This is a genomic window from Maritimibacter sp. UBA3975, from assembly GCF_002384975.1.
Taxonomy (GTDB): Bacteria; Pseudomonadota; Alphaproteobacteria; order Rhodobacterales; family Rhodobacteraceae; genus Maritimibacter.
The window spans coordinates 991282-1012179 of sequence record NZ_DGCP01000009.1 but is presented as its reverse complement, the minus strand read 5'-3'; the positions used below and the strand labels follow the sequence as shown (position 1 = coordinate 1012179).

Below are 20898 nucleotides of genomic sequence, written 5' to 3'. Positions count from 1 at the left end.
GGGCGGTCCGAGCGGTATTTGCACGGCACGATAGATACGAGTCATAACGAATAAGGAGCATTTCAGACATGAGCGACGATATCATCAAGGTCGATCTGTCGGACGACGGTGTGGCCACCGTCACGATGAACCGTCCGGGCAAGCGCAACGCCATGTCGGACAAGCTGCTGGCGGCGCTGGACGATTTCTTCTCTAATCCGCCCGAGGGCGTGAAAGCCGTGGTTCTGACCGGGACCGAGGGGCACTATTGCTCCGGCCTCGACCTCGCCGAACACGAACAGCGCGACGCCGAGGGCACGATGCGCCATTCGCGCGGCTGGCACGCGATCATGGACAAGATCCAGTATGGCGGTCTGCCGGTCGTATCGGCCATGTTCGGCGCGGTGATCGGCGGCGGTCTGGAACTCGCCACCTCGACGCATGTGCGCATCGCGGAACCTTCGACGATCTTCCAACTGCCCGAAGGGCGACGCGGGATATTCGTCGGCGGCGGCGCAAGCGTGCGTGTGGGCCGCATCCTCGGGGCCGACCGGATGATCGAGATGATGCTCACCGGCCGCAAATACGGGGCGGACGAGGGCAAGGCGCTCGGCCTCGCGCATTATTCCGTCGGCGAGGGCGAGGCGCTGGCGCTGGCGCAGGAGCTTGCCCGCAAGATCGCGGACAACGCGCCGCTCTCGAACTACGTCATGATCCAGGCCCTGTCGCGGATCGAGGATATGTCCAAGGCGGACGGCCTGTTCACCGAAAGCCTCTGCGCCGCGCTCACCCAGACCAGCCCCCACGCGGTCGAGGGGTTGCAGGCCTTCCTTCAGAAACGCGACCCGAGTTTCCGGTAAGGCCATGTCAGTGAGGGAGGACACAGACACGGCCAAGACGGTCACCGACGCGGCGCTGCGCCCCTTCCTGGGCTTCAACCTGCGCCGCGCGTGGAACGTGATCCACGCGGACCTGACCGCGACGCTCGAACCGCACGACCTGCGCATGATCACCTTCTCGGCGCTGGCCGTGATCGGTGACAATCCGGGGCTGAGTCAGGCGCAACTCGCGACCGCGCTGTCGGTCGAGCGCCCGAACCTCGTGCCCGTCACCGACGAACTCGCCTCGCGCGGGTTGGTGACGCGCGAACGCGTGCCCTCGGACCGGCGCACCTACGCGCTGCGTCTCACGGCGTCCGGCGCGAGCCTGCTCGCCCGCGCGACCACCGCCGTCCACGACCACGAAAGCGCGCTCTACGCCGATCTGGGCGAGGCCGACCGGGCCACCCTGATCGCCGCGTTCCGGCGCATTGAATCCACCGGGACAGGGAGGAGCTGACCCATGTCGAAATACAAAGCCCACGCCACGACGATCGAGACCCGCGACGACGGGACCATGATCTACCGCGCCGCCGACCCGCTCGGCCCCGTCGCGGACCGCACCGGCGACTGGCTCCACCACTGGGCCGGGGCCGCGCCCGACCGCACCTTCCTTGCCGAGCGCTACGGCGCGGGCTGGCGGGAGGTTTCCTATTCGCAAGCGCTGGAACAGGTCCGCGCCATCGCTGCCGCCCTGCTGGCCCGGGGCCTGAACGCCTCGACGCCGGTGCTCGTCATGTCCGGCAACGGCGTCGACCACGGCCTCCTCGCGCTGGCGGGCCAATATGTCGGCGTGCCGATCGTGCCGGTGGCCGAGCAATACGCCCTGATCCACGGCGCCCACGGCCGCCTGCGCCACGCGGTCGAAATGACCCGTCCGCGCATGGCCTACACCGTCGATGCCGATCAATATGCCGAGGCGCTCGCGCTCGACATCTTCGACGGGATCGAACTGGTCGCCTCCAACCCGGGCAAGAACGACAAGGTCACGCCCTTCGCCGACCTCGTCAAAGGCGACGCAAGCGCCGATGTGGATTCCGCCTTCGCCGCGACCGGCCCCGACACGGTCGGCAAGATTCTCCTCACCTCCGGCTCCACCTCGGCCCCCAAGGGCGTGCCGACCACCAACCGGATGATGACGACCAATCAGGCGCAGCTCGCCTCCGCGCTGCCCTTCCTGAAAACGCGCCCCCCGGTGCTGGTCGACTGGCTGCCGTGGAACCATGTCTTCGGCGGCTCGCACAACTTCAACATGATCCTCGCCAATGGCGGCACGCTTTACGTCGATGACGGCAAGCCGACCCCCGCGCTCATCTCGCGCACGGTCGAGAACCTGAAGCTCGTCTCCCCGACCATCAGCTTCAACGTCCCCGTGGGCTTCGCCGGTCTGGTCAAGGCGATGCAGACCGACGACGCCCTCAAGCAAAGCTACTTCGCCGAACTCGACATGATCTTCTACGCCGGTGCCTCGCTCCCGCAGGACGTCTGGAAGGGGATCGAGGATGCGGCGCATGACGTGCGCGGCGACCTGCCGCTGATGAACTCCTCCTGGGGCCTGACCGAAACCGCGCCGGCCGCCCTCCTCCAGCATGAACCGACCACGCGCTCAGGCATCGTCGGCGTCCCGCTGCCGGGTGTCGAGGTCAAGCTGATCCCGGACGACGACATGCGCTGCGAGGTCCGCGTGAAGGGTCCGTCGATCTTTACCGGCTACCTCGATAACCCGGAAAAGACCGCCGAGGCGTTCGATGACGAGGGCTTCTTCCTCACCGGCGATGCGATGAAATTCGTGGACCCGGACAATCGCGACATGGGCCTGCAATTCGACGGCCGCATTTCCGAGGACTTCAAACTGCTCACCGGCACATGGGTGCGCGCGGGGCAGCTTCGGCTCGACATGCTGGCCTGTATCGGACCGCTCGCGCAGGACATCGTCATCACCGGCGCGGACAAGAATGAAATCGGAATCATGATATTCCCGAACGTCGCTGAGTTGGAAAAAGAGGGCTATTCGTTCGATTCAGACAACGGTGCGCTCATCAACGCGGCGCTGCAATCCGACGTGCGCCGCCGCCTCGCCACCCGGGCGGGCGAGGTGTCCGGATCGTCCTCGCGCATTGGTCGCGCCATCGTTCTGGAAGAGCCGCCCAACATGGGTGAGGGCGAAATGACCGCCAAGGGCAACCTGAACTACCGGAAGGTGCTCGACCGCAGAAGCGCGCTGCTCGACCGGCTCTACGACGACGCCGACCCCGCGACGATCACCATCTGAGGCCACCATGAAACCCTTCGCCGCTCCGCTCGACGACATTTTCTTCATCCTGAACCATGTGGTCGATGCCGACTGTGTGGCCGACTACGACGCCGACATGTCGCGCGAGATCGCGCAGCACTTCGCGTCCTTTGCCGAGGATGTCATCGCACCGACGGACGAGGTCGGGGATCGGATCGGGGCAAAGCTGGTCGACGGGCGCGTGGTCCTGCCCGACGCCGTGAAACAGATGTTCGCGCAGTATGTCGAGGGCGGCTGGCCCGGCCTCATGCTGCCCGAAGAGCACGGCGGCATGGGCGTCGACGGCGTGACCGGCGGCGTGGTCCACGAAATCCTGATGGGCGCCAATCACGCCTTCCAGATGCTCGTCTCGCTCGCCGTTGGCCACAACCGGGTGTTTCAGAACTTCGGGACCGAGGCGCAGAAGGCGAAATATCTCCCGCTGCTGGCCTCCGGCGACTACCTCGGCACGATGGCCCTGACCGAACCCGGCGCCGGCTCCGACCTCGGGCGTATCCGTACCCGTGCGGTGCCGGATGGCGACGTCTGGCGCATCACCGGCGAAAAGATCTTCATCTCCGGCGGCGACCAGGACATGTCCCGGGGTGTGCTCTACATGGTCCTTGCCCGCACGGGTGAGATGGACAGCGGCGTTAAGGGCCTCTCGCTTTTCGCCTGCCTCTCTGATCGCGCCGACGGCAGCCGCAACGCGGTCAACGTCACCCGGATCGAGGAAAAGATGGGCCTCCACCTTCAGCCCACCTGCCAGCTCGCCTTCGACGGGGCCGAGGCGGAGCTCATCGGTGCCGAAGGGCAGGGGCTCAAGGCAATGTTCGAGGTGATGAACCACGCCCGCGTCGACGTGGCGCTCCAAGGCGTGGCCCATGCGTCCCGCGCCTATGACATCGCGTCCTCCTACGCTGCCGACCGTGTGCAGGGCAAAGGCCCCGATGGCCCCGTGACCATCGACAAGCACGGCGACGTGCGCCGGATGCTGGACGAGATCGACGCCATCGCGATGGGCGCCCGTGCCATGACCCACCTCGCCCTCGTGACGCTGGAGTCGGGCGACAACCCGTGGCTTCTGGAGCTGCTGACCCATGTCATCAAATGGTATGCCTCCGAGCAGGGCCTGCGCGCCGCCGAAACCGGGATGCAGGTGCTGGGCGGCTACGGCTATCTCTCCGAATACCGGATCGAACAGACCTACCGCGACCTGCGCATCGCCGCGATCTATGAGGGTGCCTCGGGCATTCACGCGATGGGTGTCGCGGCACGGCTCTTGCGGCTGGAAAACGGCGCGGCGATGGACGCCTTCGTCGATTTCGTGAAAGGCGTCGATGGCGGCCCTGCGCTCGACCGCGCTCTGACCGCGTGGGAGGCGGCGCGCGGGCATCTGGAAACCGGCGTCGATCCGGGCCAGATCGCGACGCCCTTCATCCGCCTCACCTCCCGCGTTCTGGAGCAGGCGATGTGGGCGCGCATGGCGGCGGCCGCCGATCACCACCCGGACCCGGACCGCATCCGGCGCGTGGCCGCCCTCGTCGCCCGCCAATCGGCCCGGACCGAAGCCGACCTTGCCGAGATGACGGCGGCCTGAATACAGCAATCGTATGCACGGCGTATGTACAGGAGTCATACGCCGTGTGCACATCCCGGCATATGCAATAAAGTGCAATACACCGCAGAGCCTGTTGATCTGTGTGTGCTATTGTGCAAAATACTGCACAAACGACTCACGGCTGATGACCAGGGAGGAATGGATGTCCGCAGAAGAGTTTTCCATGCTGATAGGCGGGATCGCCGCCCGTCTCGAAGGCGTGCCGCTCGATGACGATATGGCCGCGTTCCTGAACCGCGAGTATCCAACCGACAGCGTTGAATTCAAACGACTTTCCGAGCTCTGCGCCGATGGCGAGCGCGACGGTTGGCTGATGAGCCGCGAGGCGGGGGGCATCAAGTTCGGCCGTCCGATCAAACCGGGCGGGGCGGCTGGCAGCTTCTCGGTCGACGTGGTGCGCATGAAGGACGTCAAAGGCCCGCATCACGTCCACACGACGGGCGAGATCGGGGCGATCTTCCCGCTCGCCGGAAGCCCCAAATTCGACGACTTCGAACCGGGCTGGTACGTTTACCCGCCGGGGTCCGACCATCATCCGACGGTGAGCGGGGGTGACGCCTATGTCCTCTACCTGCTCCCCGAGGGCGCCATTGAATTTACAGGGAAATAACGGGTCTGGGCGCGGGAGGCGTCCGTCTGGGAGGATCACATGACCAACGAGAATGCAGCCGTCTATTTCGTGGACCGGCACATCGACGAGGGCCGCGCCGACAAGCCCGCGTTTCGCGAGGCGGACGGCGACAAGCGCACCCTGACCTACGGCGACCTGCACGAACAGGCGGGCCGCTGGGCCGGTGCGCTCCACAAACACGGGGTTCGGCGCGAAGAGCGTGTCGCGATGATCGTGCGCGACCAGATCGAGTTTCCCGTGGTCTTCTGGGGCTCGCTCAAGGCCGGCGCGATCCCGGTTCCGCTCAACACGCTCCTGTCCGCCAGCGTCTATGAGGCGATCCTGACCGACAGCCGCGCCTCGATCCTCGTCGTGAGCGCTCAGCTTTGGGATACCGTCAAGCCGGCGGTGGAGGGCAACCGCTATCTGCGCACCGTCGTCGTGATCGGTGAGGCCCCGGAAGGCACTGAAAGTTATACCGATTTCATGGCCGACGCGCCGGTCGAGGAAACCTGCGAGGCCTCAGGTGACGAGCTTGCCTTCTGGCTCTATTCCTCCGGGTCCACCGGCACCCCCAAGGGCGTGCGTCACATTCATTCTTCGCTCAAGGCGACCTGCGATACTTTCGCGACGCAGGTTCTTGGCATCCGCGAGGACGATACGGTCTACTCCGTCGCCAAACTCTTCTTCGCCTATGGCCTCGGCAACGGCATGTCCTTTCCGCTGTCCGTCGGGGCGACTTCGATCCTGCTGGGCGGCCGCCCGACGCCAGACGGCGTGACGGCCATCCTCGCGGATGAAAAGCCTACGGTCTTCTGCGCCGTCCCGACGCTCTATGCCGCGATGGTCGCCGCACAGGAAAAGGCCGGGACGGAGCCCGCGCACACCGTGCGCATCTGCACCTCGGCTGGCGAAGCGCTCCCGCGCGAGATCGGGGAACGGTGGGAACGGCTGTGGAAGGCGCAGATCATCGACGGGGTCGGGTCCACCGAAATGCTCCACATCTTCCTGTCCAACGCCCCCGGCGACATCGTCTACGGCACGTCCGGCAAAGCCGTTCCGGGCTATGAGGTCCGGCTCGTGGATGAACATGACGAGGACGTGCCGGAGGGCGAGGTGGGCGAGTTGCTCGTGCGCGGGCCGTCCAGCGCCGAGGGCTACTGGAACCGCCGCTACAAGTCGCAGGACACGTTTCAGGGCCACTGGACCCGCACCGGCGACAAGTATCAGCAGACGCCGGAGGGCCGCTTCGTTTACTGCGGGCGCACCGACGACATGTTCAAGGTGTCCGGCATCTGGGTCTCGCCGTTCGAGGTGGAACAGGCCCTGATCGACCACCCATCAGTGCTCGAGGCCGCCGTGGTGGCGCGCGAGGATGAGAAAGACCTGACCAAACCCGCCGCCTTTATCGTCCTCAAGGAAGGCGTCGATGCGCCGACGCCGGAGGACATCAAGGACTTCGTAAAAGAGAAGATCGGCATGTGGAAATACCCGCGCTGGATCGACATCGTCGACGAATTGCCCAAGACGGCGACCGGCAAGATCCAGCGCTTCAAGCTGAGGGAGACGCACTGATGCTCGACTGGAGTGACGGCTTCGTCGCCGCTGGTGGCAAGCAACTGGAATACGCCGTTCACGGGCCGAAGCCCGGCGACAAGCCGGTGATCGTGATGCTGCACGAGGGGCTGGGCTGCACCGCGCTGTGGCGCGACGTTCCGGCGAAGGTGGCCCAGGCGACGGGGCATCCGGTCTTCGTCTTTTCCCGCGCGGGCTATGGCCAGTCCGACCTTGCCGACCTGCCGCGCCCGCTCGACTACATGACGCGCGAGGCGGTGGACGTGCTTCCCGACGTGCTCGACCAGATCGGGGCGGAGGGGTTCATCCTCATGGGCCATTCCGACGGGGCGACCATCGCCGCCGAATACGCGGGGCGGGTGTCAGACGTTCGGGTTCGCGGCCTGATCCTCATCGCGCCGCATTTCTTCACGGAAGAGATGGGGCTGGCCGAGATCGCCAAGGCGGGCGAAGCCTATGAAACCACCGACATGCGCGAGAAGATGGCGCGCTATCACCGCGATCCGGACAACACCTTCCGGGGCTGGAATGACAGCTGGCTCGCGCCGGGGTTCAAGGAGTGGAATGTGGCCGAGGTCATCGACTACTGGCGTATTCCCTGCCTCGCCATTCAAGGCCGTGACGACCAGTACGGTACGCTCGCCCAGATCGAGGAGATCGAGACGCGGACCTACTCGCCCGCCGATATCGCGATCATCGAGGGGGCCAAACACGCGCCGCATCTGGAGCAGCCGGAGGACACGCTCGCGGCGATCACCGAGTTCTGCGAACGCCTCGACCAGATGGAAGCCGCCGAGCCCGAGGGGCTGTGACGCCCGCGCCCCACATCCCGGGGCGCAACGCCCGCCCGCCCGAGGGCTCTATCGCCCCCGGCTGGGCGGAGGGACTCGCGCAGTATCGCGCGGGCTACTTCTGGGAAGCGCATGAGGCGTGGGAGCCGGTCTGGATGGAGGCCGCACCCAATTCGCCGGAGAAGTCGCTGCTTCAGGCGGCGATCCAGCTCGCCAACGGTAACCTCAAGCGGGTGACGGGCCAGCCCCGCGCCGCGACCCGCATCGCCACGATGGTGCGTGAGCATCTTGGGCGCGCCGGGCAGGGCGAACGGGTGGACTGGGCCTGGCGGGAGCTGGAGGCGTTGGAATCAGGCCCGGCAAATGGTGCAAAATAGTGCATAAACGGGAATGCTATTTTGCAAGGCATTGAAAAGTAAGCAAAGAAAAATTAGCACTATAATGCAACATGCGGTAGACTCGGCAATGAACACGCACTATGTTGCTACCCACGCGAACAAGGAGACCCAGCCGTGAGCAAGGTGATCGACTTTCAGACCGACCCGTCCAAGTACCGCCACTGGAAGGTGGAATACGACGGCCCCGTGGCCACCGTCATCATGGATGTGGACGAAGACGCCGGCCTTTTCGACGGCTACAAGCTCAAGCTGAACTCCTACGACCTCGGCGTGGACATCGAGCTCTCCGACGTCGTGCAGCGGATGCGCTTCGAACACCCGGAAGTGAAGACCGTCGTGATGAAGTCCGGCAAGGATCAGGTGTTCTGCGCCGGGGCCAATATCCGGATGCTGGGGGGCGCTGCCCACAGCCACAAGGTCAACTTCTGCAAGTTCACCAACGAGACGCGCAACACCTTCGAGGCCGCCGAGGACGACTCGGGCCAGAAGTGGATCGCGGCCGTGAAGGGCGCTTGCGCCGGTGGTGGCTACGAGCTCGCGCTGGCCTGCAACTACATCATGCTCACCGACGACTCGACCACCTCGGTCGCGCTGCCAGAAGTGCCGCTTCTTGCGGTTCTGCCGGGCACCGGGGGCCTGACCCGCGTTACCGACAAGCGCAAGGTGCGCCGGGACCGGGCCGATATCTTCTGCTCCATCGAAGAGGGCATCAAGGGCAAGCGCGCACTGGACTGGCGCCTTGTGGACGAGGTGGTTCCGAACTCGAAATTCGCCGACACGGTGATGGAGCGGGCGCGTGAATTCGCGGCCAATTCCGCCAAGGCCGACGCCGAAACGGGCATTGAGCTGACCCCGCTCAACCGCACCATCGACGACAAGGGCGTGCATTACGACCTCGTCGAGGTCGAGATCGACCGCGAAGGCCGCAAGGCGACGATCACGCTCTCCGGCCCCGATGCCGACGCTCCGGCGTCGATGGACGAGGTCGTGTCGCAGGGCGCGGACGGCTACATGCTCAAGCTGGCACGCGAGCTGGACGACGCCATCATGCACCTGCGGCTCAACGAAATGGAGCAGGGCCTGTGGGTGTTCCGCACGCAGGGCGATCCGGAGCAGGTGAAGGCCCATGAGGACCTGCTGCTCGCCAATGACGACCACTGGCTTGCCAACGAGATCCTCAAGTTCTGGAAGCGCGTGCTCAAGCGCATCGACGTGACCTCCCGCTCGCTCACCGCGCTGGTGGAGCATGGGTCGTGCTATGCGGGCGTGCTGGCGGAAATCCTGTTCTCGGTCGACCGCACCTACATGATGGAAGACGAGTTCGAGGGCGACAACCGCCCGACCGCCACCATCACGCTGAGCGAGTCGAACTTCGGGCGCTACCCGATGGGCAATGACCTGACCCGGCTCGAAACCCGCTTCTATGGTGAGCCGGAGAGCGTGGACAAGGCGCGTGAGAGCATCGGCGAGGCGCTGGAGGCGGAAGAGGCCGACGAGCTTGGCCTCGTCACCATGATCCTCGACGATATCGACTGGGACGACGAAATCCGCATCTTCATGGAAGAGCGCGCCTCGTTCAGCCCCGACGCGATGACCGGGATGGAGGCCAACCTGCGCTTCGCCGGTCCCGAGACGATGGAGACCCGGATCTTCGGCCGCCTCACGGCCTGGCAGAACTGGATCTTCAACCGCCCGAATGCCGTTGGCGCCGATGGGGCGCTGCAAAGCTACGGCACCGGCGTGCGCGGCAAATACAACATGGAACGCGTCTAACAGAATTTGCAGGGCAGGCTATCGTGCCTGCCCCAAACCCACAGGGAGAGACAAATGGTCGACCTCATCAATGTCAGCTACGACACGCAGATCCCGAACAACGTCGGGCTGTCCTCGGACCGTAAGGTCTTGAAGGCGCTCGAGAAATGGCATCCGGGCTACATCAACTGGTGGAACGATCTCATCCCCGAGAAATTCCAGAAGTCGATGGTCTACCTGCGCACCGCCGTGTCGGTCGATCCCAAGGGCTGGGCCAAGTTCGACTATGTGAAGATGCCGGAATACCGCTGGGGCGTTCTGCTGGCCCCGCAGGTCGAGGATCGCAAGATCCCCTGCGGTGAGCATTTCGGCCAGGCCGCTTGGCAGGAAGTGCCGGGCGAATACCGCAACATGCTCAAGCGTCTGATCGTCATTCAGGGCGACACCGAGCCGGGCTCGGTCGAGCAGCAGCGGTTCCTCGGCCTCACCGCGCCGTCGCTCTATGACATGCGCAACCTGTTCCAGGTGAACGTGGAAGAGGGGCGTCACCTCTGGGCGATGGTCTACCTGCTCCAGAAATACTTCGGCCGTGACGGGCGCGAAGAGGCCAACGACCTGCTGGTCCGCTCCTCGGGCTCCGAGGAAGCGCCGCGTATGCTGGGCGCGTTCAACGAGGAAACGCCGGACTGGCTGTCGTTCTTCATGTTCACCTACTTCACCGACCGCGACGGCAAAATGCAGCTCGAATCGCTGGCGCAGTCGGGCTTCGACCCGCTGTCGCGCACCTGCCGCTTCATGCTGACCGAGGAAGCGCACCACATGTTCGTGGGCGAAACCGGCGTGGGCCGCACGGTCGAAAAGACCTGTCAGGTCATGCGCGAGAACGGCATCGAAGACCCGTATGAGGTGGACAAGATCCGTTCGCTCGGTGTCATCGACCTGCCGACGATCCAGAAGAAGCTCAACCTGCACTACACCCTGTCGCTCGACCTGTTCGGCCAGGAAGTGTCGACGAACGCCGCCAACGCGTTCAACGCAGGGATCAAGGGCCGCTTCCACGAGCACCGGATCGACGACGATCACCAGCTCAAGGACGCGACCTATACCGTGTGGGATTTCGAGGACGGCAAGGCCGTGCAGAAAGAAGTCCCGGCGCTGACGGCCATCAACATGCGTCTGCGCGACGACTACATCAAGGATGCGGCCGGTGGCGTGGGCCGCTGGAACAAGATCATCGAAAAGGCCGGCGTTCAGTTCGAGCTGAAGCTCCCGCACGAGAGCTTCAACCGCAAGATCGGCGTCTTCTCGGGCCATAACTTCGATCCGGAGGGCAAGATGGTCTCGGGTGCCGAATACGACGCGGGCATCCCCAATTGGCTGCCGACCCATGCCGACGGCGATTTCATCCAGTCGCTCATGGTTCCCGTGACCGAGCCGGGCAAGTTCGCCAGCTGGATCGCGCCGCCGAAAGTGGGCATCGACAACAAGCCGGGCGACTTCGAATACGTGAAGCTGCACATGGCATAAGCAATGGTGTAGGATGGGGGGAGACCCTCATCCTGCCCCCGACATTGGGAGGAGACCATGCAAGTTGACCGCCAGACAGGACACGCGCCGCGCACCCGCGACGTCGCGAGCCGGATCGTCGAACTGAAACAGGGCTGCGTCGGTTGCGCCGATTGCCGGGGGCTGTGTCACGAGTTGATCGAGACGATGCTGGTTCCCGATCTCGTGCTCAAGGGCAAGTGACTTGGCCTCACCCAGGTTCTCGCCGGAACAAGCCGCCTTTCTTGCCATAGCAGCGACGGAACAACGGCTGGTTACATACGGTGAATTTGCGGACCGTTTCGGAGGGATTGCCCAAGGATGGGGCGCGAAGCTCACCGAAATGGGAGAATGGCTCAAGGATCAGGGCTTGCCCCTGCTGCCGGTCTTGGTCGTCAACAAACAAACCCGACTGCCTTCAGCTGACGCCAACTTCTATCGGCGTTTGGGTCTGGATGAAGAAGGCCTGAAACGAGAACAGCAAGCGTGTTTCAATTTCGATTGGTCCACGCAGCCATTCTGGACGGAAGAGAAATGAACAAGCCGCTCAAACAACACCTGATCGACCCGGAAATCTGCATCCGCTGCTACACCTGCGAGATGACCTGCCCGATCGAGGCGATCACCCATAACGACGACAACGTCGTGGTGGATGCCGAGAAGTGCAACTTCTGCATGGACTGCATCCCGGTCTGCCCGACCGGCTCGATCGACGAGTGGCGCGTGGTGAACGAGCCGTATTCGCTGGACGAACAATTCGAATGGACCGAGCTTCCCGAGCAGGGCGACGTTGAGCCTGCCTCCGAGGGCGACGGCTCGATGGAAGCGCTGGACGAGGCGATGGCGGCGCTCTTGGCCGAAGCCCATGCCGGGGCTGGCGGCAAGTCCGTGGCTCCCAAGTCGGCCTCCAAGGCGACCGTGAACCTTTACAACCTCGGCAAGCCGGTCGAGGCGACGGTGCAGGGCAACTACCGCCTCACCGCCGAGGACAGCGACGCGGACGTGCGCCACATCATCCTCGATTTCGGCGCGGCCCCCATGCCGGTGCTCGAAGGTCAGTCCATCGGGATCATCCCGCCGGGCGAGGGGCCGGACGGCAAGGCGCACCTGCCACGTCTCTACTCGGTGTCATCTCCCCGCGACGGCGAGCGGCCCGGTTACAACAACATCTCGCTCACCGTGAAGCGGGAAGAGCAGGGGGTCTGCTCCAACTACGTCTGCGACCTCAAGAAGGGCGACAAGGTGCGCGTGACCGGCCCCTTCGGCTCGACCTTCCTGCTGCCTTCCGACCCGGACGCGGAACTCCTGATGATCTGTACCGGCACCGGCTCGGCCCCGTTTCGCGGCTTTACCATGCGCCGCCAACGCGACATGCCGTCCAACGAAGGCAAGCTCACGCTGGTCTTCGGTGCGCGCAAGCCGGGCGAACTGCCCTATTTCGGGCCGCTCAAGAAGGTGCCTGAACCCTTCATGCGCAAGGTTTTCGCCTTCTCGCGGCTCGAGGATCAGCCCAAGCACTACGTTCAGGACAAGCTGCGTGAGGAGAAGGACGCGGTCGGCAAGCTCCTGTCCTCGGACAAGGCGCATATCTACATCTGCGGCAAGAAGGAGATGGAGCACGGCGTCGAGGAAGCGCTGGCCGACATCGCCCGTGCCCAGGGTCAGGATTGGACCCCGATCCGGGACCGGATGCGCGAAGAGGGCCGCTATCACGTCGAGACCTACTGAGCCGGGCCTGTCCGGCGGCTACAGACCAGGACTCGGGGGCCGCGCGCCCCCGTCCTTTTGCGCGAGGCAGCACAGATGAGCGAACCTTTCATTCACACGGTCAAGGTTTCCTGGGGGGACTGCGACCCGGCCCGGATCGCCTATACCGGCCGCATCCCGAACTGGTGCCTCGACGCGATCAACGCGTTTCTCGACCACCATATCGGCGGCGGCTGGTATTTTCAGGAGATCGATCACGACATGGGGATGCCCTTCGTGTCCATGTCGCTCGATTTCCGCGCGCCGGTCACGCCGCGTCATCCGCTGGACTGCGAAGTCTGGCCCGAACGGCTCGGCACCACGTCGGTGACGTTCCGCGTGGTCGGGCGGCAGGATGGCACGCTGTGTTTCGAGGGCAGCTTCGTCGAAGTCTTCATCCAGGCCTCGACCTTCACCAAGCAGCCGCCGCCGGATCGGGTGCGCAGCCTGTTGGAGCCGCTGGTGCGCGGCTGAGGCTTTTGTGCACTATATCCCGGTCGATCCCGGTTTTCCTTTGAACCGCCCCGCATCACCGCCTAGGATTTATGCACTATTGAACATGAGGCGGTATGTCCGAGATCACCAATTTCCGTGGAGAAGCGCGCGACGACCGGTCCGATGGTGACCGGGCGGTCGACGACCTGATCGCGCGGGTCGGTGAACGGGTACGCCGGGCGCGGGACCGCAAGGGCATCCCCCGCCGCGTTCTTTCGGAGAAATCCGGTGTCTCGCCGCGCTACCTCGCCCAGCTCGAAGCGGGCGAGGGAAACATCTCCATCGGTCTGTTGCAGCGGGTGGCGGTGGCGCTCGACCACAAGATCGAGTGGCTCGTGGGCGAGGATGACCCCTGGACCTCCGACGCGCTGCGCGTCGCCGATCTTTACCGCAGCGCCGACAGCGGCGTTCAGGCGTCGGTGCGCGCGACCCTGTCGCCGGAGCCGACGGCGATGCAACGGGCGAACCGTGTCTGCCTCGTGGGCCTGCGCGGCGCTGGCAAGTCGACGCTGGGACGGCGTGCGGGCGAGGCACTCGGCATCCCCTTCGTGGAACTCAACCGCGAGATCGAAGATCAGGCCGGGATGCCGGTGGACGAGGTCATGGCCTTTTACGGGCAGGAGGGCTACCGGCGGCTCGAGGCGCAGGCGCTGGGCCGCGTGATCGCCACGCACGACTCCATGATCCTCGCCGTGGCCGGGGGCATCGTGGCCGAGCCCGAGACCTATAACCGCCTGCTCACCCATTTCCACACGATCTGGGTCAAGGCGACCCCGGCCGAGCACATGGCGCGGGTGCGCGAGCAGGGGGACGAGCGCCCGATGGCGGGCAACCCCGAGGCGATGGAACAGCTCAAGTCCATCCTCACGTCGCGTGAGGCGCTTTATGAAAAGGCGCTGGCCCAGCTCGACACCTCGGGCAAGGCCGAGGACGAGAGCTGCGACGAACTCGTCGCCCTCATCCGCGACCGCGGCTTCGTCTGAGCGCCCGGTCCGTCTTCTTTTCTTTGCGGATACTTCGTGAGTCCGGGGGCGGCGCCCCGCCTCACCCCAGCAGAACGTCGAGGTGGCGCACGACGGAACGCGCCAGCACCCCCGGCTCATACCCGCCCTCCAGCATCGACACGATCCGGCCCTCCGCATGGCGCCCCGCGACATCCGCGAGCGCCTGCGTCACCCAGGCGTAGTCGTCGTCGGTCAGTTGAAGCGAGGACATGTCGTCGGCCACATGCGCGTCGAAGCCCGCCGAGATCAGCAGGAGTTGCGGCTTGAACGCATCGAGATGCGGCAGCCAGTGGTCCGTCACGCCCGCCCGGAATTCCGCGGACCCGGCTCCGGCGGACAGCGGGACATCGACGAGGTTGTCTGTCTCCTTCTCGTGTCCGGTGAAGGGATAGAACGGATGCTGAAACGACGAACAGAACAGAACGCGCGGCTCTGAGCGGAAGATGTCTTCGGTCCCGTTGCCATGATGGACGTCGAAATCGACGATGGCCACCCGCTCCAGCCCGTGCGCTTCCAGCGCATGTGCCGCTGCGACGGCGATGTTGTTGAACAGGCAAAACCCCATCGCGGTGCCACGCTCGGCATGGTGGCCGGGTGGGCGCACGGCGCAGAAGGCCGGGCTGGCCTCGCCCGAAAGGACAAGGTCGACGGCCAGCACGCCCGCGCCCGCGGCCCGCTCGGCCGCGCGCAGCGTGCCCGAGGACATGACCGTGTCGCCGTCCACCTCGACCGACTGCATCCCCTCGCCGGGAGCGATGGCGTAGACCCGGTCGATGTAGTCGTCGTCGTGGACCCGGATCAGCTGCTCGCGGGTCACCAGCGGCGCGTCGTAATGGCGCAAGACGTAGTCGAGCCCGGAGGAGATCAGCTGATTGGTGATCGCCTCCAGCCTGAGCGGTTGTTCGGGGTGCAATGGCCCCGCGTCGTGATCGTGGCACTCGTGGTGAGATATAAACGCCAGCATGTCCCCTCCCGTCTGTCCCTCATCCTGTCTACCGCGCGGGCCTCCCCGCCCGCGCGGTGGTATTTCGTCGCGTCAGAGCGCGCGCTCGACGATCACGAGTTCCGCGTCGTCCGGGTCGCGGCGGGTGGTGAAGCCCAACTCGCTCATGAGTTTGAGCATCGGCGCGTTGTTGCGCAGCACCGTCCCTTCGATCGTGGTCAGTTCGTGGTCCCGCGCAGCCCGGAACAGCCCCTTCATCAGCCGCGTCCCGATCCCCTGGTGCTGCACCTGGTCGCCCACGACCACGGCGAATTCCGCGCTGCGCCCGTCGGGGTTGATGACATAGCGGGCCACGCCGCACTGCACCTCTTCCCCGTCGATCTCGGCCATCGCGACCAGCGCCATCTCGCGGCGGTAGTCGATCTGGGTGAACTGGACGAGCATCTCCGGCGACAGCTCGTTCAGCACACCCATGAACCGGAACATCCGCGCTTCTTCCGACAGGTTCTTCACGAACTTCTGCTCGCTCTCGGCATCTTCGGGCCGGATCGGGCGGATGATGAGCGGGGTGCCGTCCGACAGGTGTTCCTGCCGGATCAGGTGGCGCGGGTAGGGATGGATCGCCATGTGATCGTAAAGCCCGTCGCGCGCGGGCGGGCGCGCCACCCGGATGCGCGCGTCCACCGCCAGCACGCCGTTCGACCCGGCAATAAGCGGGTTGAGGTCCAGCTCCACGATTTCCGGCAGTTCGCTCACCATCATCGAGATGCGGCGCAGGACGAAGATCACTGCCTCGCGGTCCGCCGCCGGCATGTCGCGATAGGCGGCGAGCAGGCGCGAGACGCGAGTGCGGCTGATGAGCCGGTTGGCCAGCACGGCATTGAGCGGCGGCAGGGCGACGGCATTGTCGGCCAGCACTTCGACCGCCGTGCCGCCCGCGCCGAAGAGGATCGTCGGGCCGAAGACCGGGTCACGGCTCGCCCCGATCACCAGTTCGCGCGGGGCCTCGATGTTCGCCATCGCTTCGACCGTGACGCCCTTGATCTGTGCGCCGGGCCGTTCGCGGCGCACCCGGTCGCAGATGTCGCGGAAGACGCGCTTGACCTCGGCAGCGTCCCCGATGCCCGTGCGCACACCGCCCACGTCGGACTTGTGCGTGATGTCGGGGGAAGAGATCTTCATCGCCACCGGGAACCCCACTGACGAAGCCGCGACGAGCGCCTCGGTCGCGCTCTCGGCTTCGAAGGTGACGTTGATCGGGATGCGGAAGGCCTTGAGCACCGCCTTGGCTTCGAGGTCCGACAACATCTCGCGGTCGTCGGCCAACGCCGCTTGTATGATGAGCCGCGCCCCGTCGAGGTCCGGCGCGGTCGTGGGCGAGAGCGGGCCGAGCACCTCCAGCGCCAGCTTGCGGTTACGGTGATGCTTGGCGAGGTAGGAGAACGCCTCGACCGCCCGTTCCGGCGAGATGAAGTCGGCCACACCGTTCGCGGAGAGGAGCCTGCGCCCCTCGGCCACGCTCGCCTCGCCCATCCAGCACGCCAGAACCGGCTTGCGCCGTCGCTTTGGCAGCGCGTCCACGACCGCCTGCGCGGCACCTTCCGGATCGGATTTGATCTGTGGGGTAAGGAGCACGAGCACCCCGTCGTAGTTCGGATCGTCATGTGCCGCCTTGACCGCCGCGCCGTAGGCCGCCGGCCCAGCGTCGCCACGAATGTCGATCGGGTTGGCGTGGCTCCAGCCGCCCGGCAGCGCCTTGTCGAGCGCGGCGACCGTTTTCACCTCCAGCGCGGGCAACGCCACGTTCAGGTCGGCGGCGCGGTCGGCGGCGAGGACACCCGCACCCCCGCCATTGGTGATGATCGACAGCCGGTTCCCCGTGGCCTTGCGGTTGGACGACAGGATCTCGGCCGCCGCGAAGAGCTGTCCGAAGGTCATCGCGCGCACGGCGCCCGCCCGTTCCAGCACCGCGTCGAACACGGCGTCCGACCCGATGAGCGCGCCCGTGTGCGTATGTGCCGCCTCGCCGGAGCGGGCATGGCGCCCGGACTTGAGCACGATCACAGGCTTCAGTCGGGCCGCATATCGCAGCGAGGAGATAAAGCTCTTCGCGTCGCGCACGCCCTCGACATACAGCAGGATCGCGTCGGTATGGGGGTCGGAGGCGAGGTATTGCAGCATGTCGCCGAAGTCGATGTCGATGGAGTTGCCCAGCGACACCAGCGCGGAAAAGCCCAGGTGATGCGGCCCGGCCCAGTCGGAAATCGCCGAGCACAGCGCGCCGGATTGCGAGATGAGCGCGAGGCGGCCCTTGGGGGTTCCGGCGGGCAGGATCGTCGCGTTCATCTTGTGCCACGGGCGCACGAGCCCCACGCAGTTGGGACCCATGAAGCGCACACCCGCCCGCGCGGCGATGGCGCGCAGGTCGCCGTGTGGCTTCTGCCCGCTCCCGTCCTCGTCGAAGCCGGGTGAAAGGATCACGGCATTTCGGATGCCCGCCTCGCCGCAGTCGCGGATGATTCCCGGAACCGTGCGGGCAGGGGCCGCGATAACGGCGAGGTCGATGTCCTTGCCGATGGCCGTGGCCGAGCGATAGCTGCGCAGCCCGCCCACCGTGTCGCGGCGCGGATTGACCGGATAGATGTCGCCCGCGAACCCGCCGCCGGTGAGGTTCGCGAACACCTGTGCGCCCACGCTGCCCGGTGTCTCGGACGCGCCGATGACCGCGACCGAGGCCGGGTCCATCATGCCCTTGAGGGGGCTGTCTTCCATGTCTGGCTCCTTGGGCTGGTGGCCCGTTCCTGTTCGCCTCCCCATCCCGCACCATGACGCCCCCTCGTGGCAAGTCCTTGATGCGTATCAAGCCGCAGCGCTCAAATCCGCAATGGGTTTCCAGAGGCGGGGCCGCGCCATATGCTGCCCCCATGTTGAAGATCCTCGGCTGGCTGGCCGCATTGGCATTCGTCGCGGCGATAGTCGCGACAGCGGCTTCGGCCCAGACGCCGGAAGATGCCGTGCGCGCGCTTGGCGCCGATTTCGAAGCGGCGGCCGAGGTTGCCGGGTCGAACCCGTCTGCCGGCGCTGCGCAGGTGGGTGCAGCGCTGGATCGCTGGTTCGACCTCAGGTCCATGGCACTGTCGGCCTTGCCGGAGGCGTTTCGGGACAAGGCGGACGACGCTTACTTGCAGGCCTACCGGTCCAACCTCGCCCGCGCGTTCGTTCGCCGGACATTGCGGGCGGGTGACGGTGACCTGATCCCGATTGGCACGAGGCAACTTGGCTCCCTCACGCTGGTCGGCACTGAAGTGCGCGAGGACGGGCGGCTCGTGCGGATGACCGAGTTCTACATGAGGCCCGTTGGAGGTGGTTTTCGGGTGAGCAACGTGGCGGTGGAGGGCGTGCTGGTCACGGCCCAGCAGCAAAAGGACTTCCGGCCCATCCTCATCTCCGGCGACATGCCCGCGCTCGTCGCTTACCTGTCCGGGGCGCCATGACGGCTGCAATCTCGGCCCGCGGGCTCGTCAAACGGTTCCCCGCGATGGAGCACCCGGCGCTCGACGATCTGTCGCTGGACGTGGCGGAGGGCGAGATGCTGGCGATCACCGGCCCTTCCGGGTCGGGCAAGTCCACCGCGCTTTACGCGATGGCCGGGCTGATCCGGCTGGACGCGGGCGCGGTCACGGTGCTGGGCCAGACGCCCGTGCGCCGGGCCGACTGGGCGCGGGTGCGGGCGGCCTCGCTCGGGCTGGTGTTCCAGGACGACTGGCTTTTGCCGACACTTACCGCCGTGCAGAACGTCGAGATGCCGATGATCGGGGTGGAGCGCTCTGCCACGCTCAGGGCCGAGCGCGCCCATGCAGCGCTTGACCGGGTGGGACTTGCCAAACATGCGGACCGGCTGCCTGCGGGCCTGTCGGGCGGGGAGCGGCAGCGCGTCGCCATCGCCCGCGCGCTGGCCAATTCCCCTGCCGTCGTGCTGGCGGACGAGCCGACCGGCGAGCTGGACGTGGCCAATTCCGAACGCGTGGTCGGCCTGCTGCGCGGGCTGAACGACGCCGGCACAACGGTCGTCATCGTGACCCATGATCCGGGCGTGGCGGCGGCTTGCGGGCGCGAGGTTCACATGGTCGACGGCAAGCTGGAGGATGCGCCATGACGCTGACCGGCATCGCGCTCAGAAACCTCACGCACAGGCCCTGGCGCACCGGGTTGACGTTGCTGGGCGTCGCGCTCGCCATCGCGGCCTATGTCGCGCTCGTGGGGCTCACGCGCGGGATCGAGAACACGCTGCTCGAGGGCTTTTCCTCGCGCGGGACGGACGTGGTGATGACCGAGGCAGGGGCGGCGGACATCCTGTCGTCGGTGGTGCCCGAAAGCCTCGCCGCCGAGGTGGCGCAGGTGGAAGGCGTGCAGGCCGCTGCGCCCGAGATGGGCCGCATGACCACGGTGGGCGAGGCGACGACGAGCTTTATCGTCGGCTGGCCGCCGGATGCCTATGGGTTCGACAGTGTCGAGATCATCGCGGGCCGGTTTCCCGTGGCCGAGGATGCGAGCGGCGAGGTGGCGGGCGGCATCGCGCTGGGCGCTCGTCTGGCCGAACGGCTGAACGTCGCCCCCGGCGACAGGGTGCAGGTCTTTGCCGTGCCCTTCGCTGTCACCGGCATTTACGCGGCCGACGGGGTGATGTCGCAGAACGGAGCCCTCATGCGTCTGGGCGACATGCAGGCGCAGACTTACCGCGAGGCGCAGGCGACCTCGGTCGTGGTGCGGCTGGAGGACAATCTGTCCCCCGCCGAGCGCGACGCGGTGATCGACGGTCTCGCGGACCGCTTTCCCAACCTGTCCGTCGATGCGACCGAGGAGATGGTGGAGGAATACCTCAACCTGCGCATCGCCAATATCCTCGCCTGGGTGGTGTCCACGGTGGCTGTGCTTTCCGCCGCGCTGGCCGTGCTGAACACGATGGCCATGACGGTGAACGAGCGGCGCGGTGAAATCGCGATCATGGGCGCGGTCGGCTGGCCGCGCGGTCGGGTGATCCGCGTGCTGTTGCTCGAGGGCGCGTGGCTTACCGCCGCCGGGTCTGTGCTGGGTATCCTCGCGGGGGTCGCCGTGGCGTGGATCGTGGCGCGGTCGCCCAGTGTCGAGGGGTTCGTTGAGCCGGTGATTGACGCGGCGCTCCTTGCCCGCGCTCTGGCGCTGGGCCTTGGGATCGGCTTGATCGGGGCTTACCTGCCCGCCGCACGGGCGGCGCGGGAAGACCCGGCGGCGATCCTGCGCGGCAAGTAG

General features: G+C 66.0%; 20 protein-coding genes. 18 read left to right on the top strand and 2 right to left on the bottom strand.

The genetic code is table 11. The features are described 5' to 3' along the window. Nucleotides 1-68: 68 nt before the first annotated feature. The 15 genes from B2585_RS10095 (at nt 69) to B2585_RS10025 (ending at nt 14645) form a co-directional block, all read left to right on the top strand. Nucleotides 69-839 (top strand): crotonase/enoyl-CoA hydratase family protein, encoded by a 771-nt coding sequence (locus tag B2585_RS10095; protein WP_292022586.1) that lies wholly within the window; start codon nt 69-71, stop codon nt 837-839. A 4-nt stretch (nt 840-843) separates the two neighbouring features. Next, nucleotides 844-1317: a MarR family winged helix-turn-helix transcriptional regulator gene (locus B2585_RS10090; protein ID WP_292022583.1), complete on the top strand. Its 474-nt coding sequence runs from the start codon at nt 844-846 to the stop codon at nt 1315-1317. A 3-nt stretch (nt 1318-1320) separates the two neighbouring features. Next, nucleotides 1321-3129 carry a feruloyl-CoA synthase gene (locus tag B2585_RS10085; protein WP_292022582.1) on the top strand — a complete coding sequence of 603 codons (1809 nt, stop codon included), beginning with the start codon at nt 1321-1323 and terminating at the stop codon, nt 3127-3129. Nucleotides 3130-3136: 7 nt separating this feature from the next. Further along, entirely contained in the window at nt 3137-4729 is a 1593-nt protein-coding gene (locus B2585_RS10080; protein ID WP_292022580.1) for an acyl-CoA dehydrogenase family protein, read from the top strand. A gap of 163 nt (nt 4730-4892) precedes the next feature. Next, the gene (locus tag B2585_RS10075) at nt 4893-5360 is read left to right on the top strand and encodes a DUF4863 family protein (RefSeq protein WP_292022578.1); all 468 of its coding nucleotides are present in this window, start codon (nt 4893-4895) and stop codon (nt 5358-5360) included. A gap of 39 nt (nt 5361-5399) precedes the next feature. Then, complete coding sequence (locus B2585_RS10070) at nt 5400-6935, top strand: benzoate-CoA ligase family protein (RefSeq protein ID WP_292022576.1); 1536 nt, start codon at nt 5400-5402, stop codon at nt 6933-6935. Continuing rightward, entirely contained in the window at nt 6935-7747 is an 813-nt protein-coding gene (locus B2585_RS10065) for an alpha/beta fold hydrolase (protein ID WP_292022574.1), read from the top strand. Before B2585_RS10070 ends, B2585_RS10065 begins: the two co-directional genes overlap by 1 nt. After that, nucleotides 7744-8103: a DUF309 domain-containing protein gene (locus B2585_RS10060; protein WP_292022572.1), complete on the top strand. Its 360-nt coding sequence runs from the start codon at nt 7744-7746 to the stop codon at nt 8101-8103. The genes B2585_RS10065 and B2585_RS10060 overlap by 4 nt, the downstream gene beginning before the upstream one ends. Nucleotides 8104-8238: 135 nt before the next feature. Beyond that, nucleotides 8239-9897, top strand: coding sequence for a 2,3-epoxybenzoyl-CoA dihydrolase (boxC, locus tag B2585_RS10055; RefSeq protein ID WP_292022570.1), 1659 nt, complete (start codon nt 8239-8241; stop codon nt 9895-9897). Nucleotides 9898-9951: 54 nt separating this feature from the next. After that, nucleotides 9952-11403 (top strand): benzoyl-CoA 2,3-epoxidase subunit BoxB, encoded by a 1452-nt coding sequence (gene boxB / locus B2585_RS10050; RefSeq protein WP_292022568.1) that lies wholly within the window; start codon nt 9952-9954, stop codon nt 11401-11403. Between the two features lie 57 nt (nt 11404-11460). Continuing rightward, complete coding sequence (locus tag B2585_RS10045; protein WP_292022566.1) at nt 11461-11625, top strand: hypothetical protein; 165 nt, start codon at nt 11461-11463, stop codon at nt 11623-11625. A gap of 1 nt (nt 11626) precedes the next feature. Further along, a complete protein-coding gene (locus tag B2585_RS10040; RefSeq protein ID WP_292022564.1) occupies nt 11627-11959 on the top strand; it encodes a hypothetical protein in 333 nt (110 codons plus the stop codon). Then, nucleotides 11956-13149 carry a benzoyl-CoA 2,3-epoxidase subunit BoxA gene (gene boxA, locus B2585_RS10035; RefSeq protein ID WP_292022562.1) on the top strand — a complete coding sequence of 398 codons (1194 nt, stop codon included), beginning with the start codon at nt 11956-11958 and terminating at the stop codon, nt 13147-13149. Before B2585_RS10040 ends, boxA begins: the two co-directional genes overlap by 4 nt. A 75-nt stretch (nt 13150-13224) precedes the next feature. After that, nucleotides 13225-13641: an acyl-CoA thioesterase gene (locus B2585_RS10030; RefSeq protein WP_292022560.1), complete on the top strand. Its 417-nt coding sequence runs from the start codon at nt 13225-13227 to the stop codon at nt 13639-13641. 95 nt (nt 13642-13736) lie between these two features. Continuing rightward, nucleotides 13737-14645 carry a helix-turn-helix transcriptional regulator gene (locus B2585_RS10025; protein WP_292022559.1) on the top strand — a complete coding sequence of 303 codons (909 nt, stop codon included), beginning with the start codon at nt 13737-13739 and terminating at the stop codon, nt 14643-14645. A gap of 61 nt (nt 14646-14706) precedes the next feature. Here B2585_RS10025 and B2585_RS10020 read toward each other — a convergent pair whose 3' ends face one another. After that, nucleotides 14707-15630 carry a histone deacetylase family protein gene (locus B2585_RS10020; RefSeq protein ID WP_292022557.1) on the bottom strand — a complete coding sequence of 308 codons (924 nt, stop codon included), beginning with the start codon at nt 15628-15630 and terminating at the stop codon, nt 14707-14709. Nucleotides 15631-15702: 72 nt separating this feature from the next. Continuing rightward, entirely contained in the window at nt 15703-18381 is a 2679-nt protein-coding gene (locus B2585_RS10015; RefSeq protein ID WP_292022555.1) for a bifunctional acetate--CoA ligase family protein/GNAT family N-acetyltransferase, read from the bottom strand. A 152-nt stretch (nt 18382-18533) separates the two neighbouring features. On the opposite strand from B2585_RS10015, the gene B2585_RS10010 reads away from it, so the two are divergent. From B2585_RS10010 to B2585_RS10000, 3 genes are read left to right on the top strand one after another with little or no spacing between them, the layout of a single operon-like run. After that, nucleotides 18534-19103, top strand: coding sequence for an ABC transporter substrate-binding protein (locus B2585_RS10010; protein ID WP_292022553.1), 570 nt, complete (start codon nt 18534-18536; stop codon nt 19101-19103). Further along, nucleotides 19100-19765, top strand: coding sequence for an ABC transporter ATP-binding protein (locus B2585_RS10005; RefSeq protein ID WP_292022551.1), 666 nt, complete (start codon nt 19100-19102; stop codon nt 19763-19765). The genes B2585_RS10010 and B2585_RS10005 overlap by 4 nt, the downstream gene beginning before the upstream one ends. Then, the gene (locus B2585_RS10000) at nt 19762-20898 is read left to right on the top strand and encodes an ABC transporter permease (protein WP_292022549.1); all 1137 of its coding nucleotides are present in this window, start codon (nt 19762-19764) and stop codon (nt 20896-20898) included. The genes B2585_RS10005 and B2585_RS10000 overlap by 4 nt, the downstream gene beginning before the upstream one ends.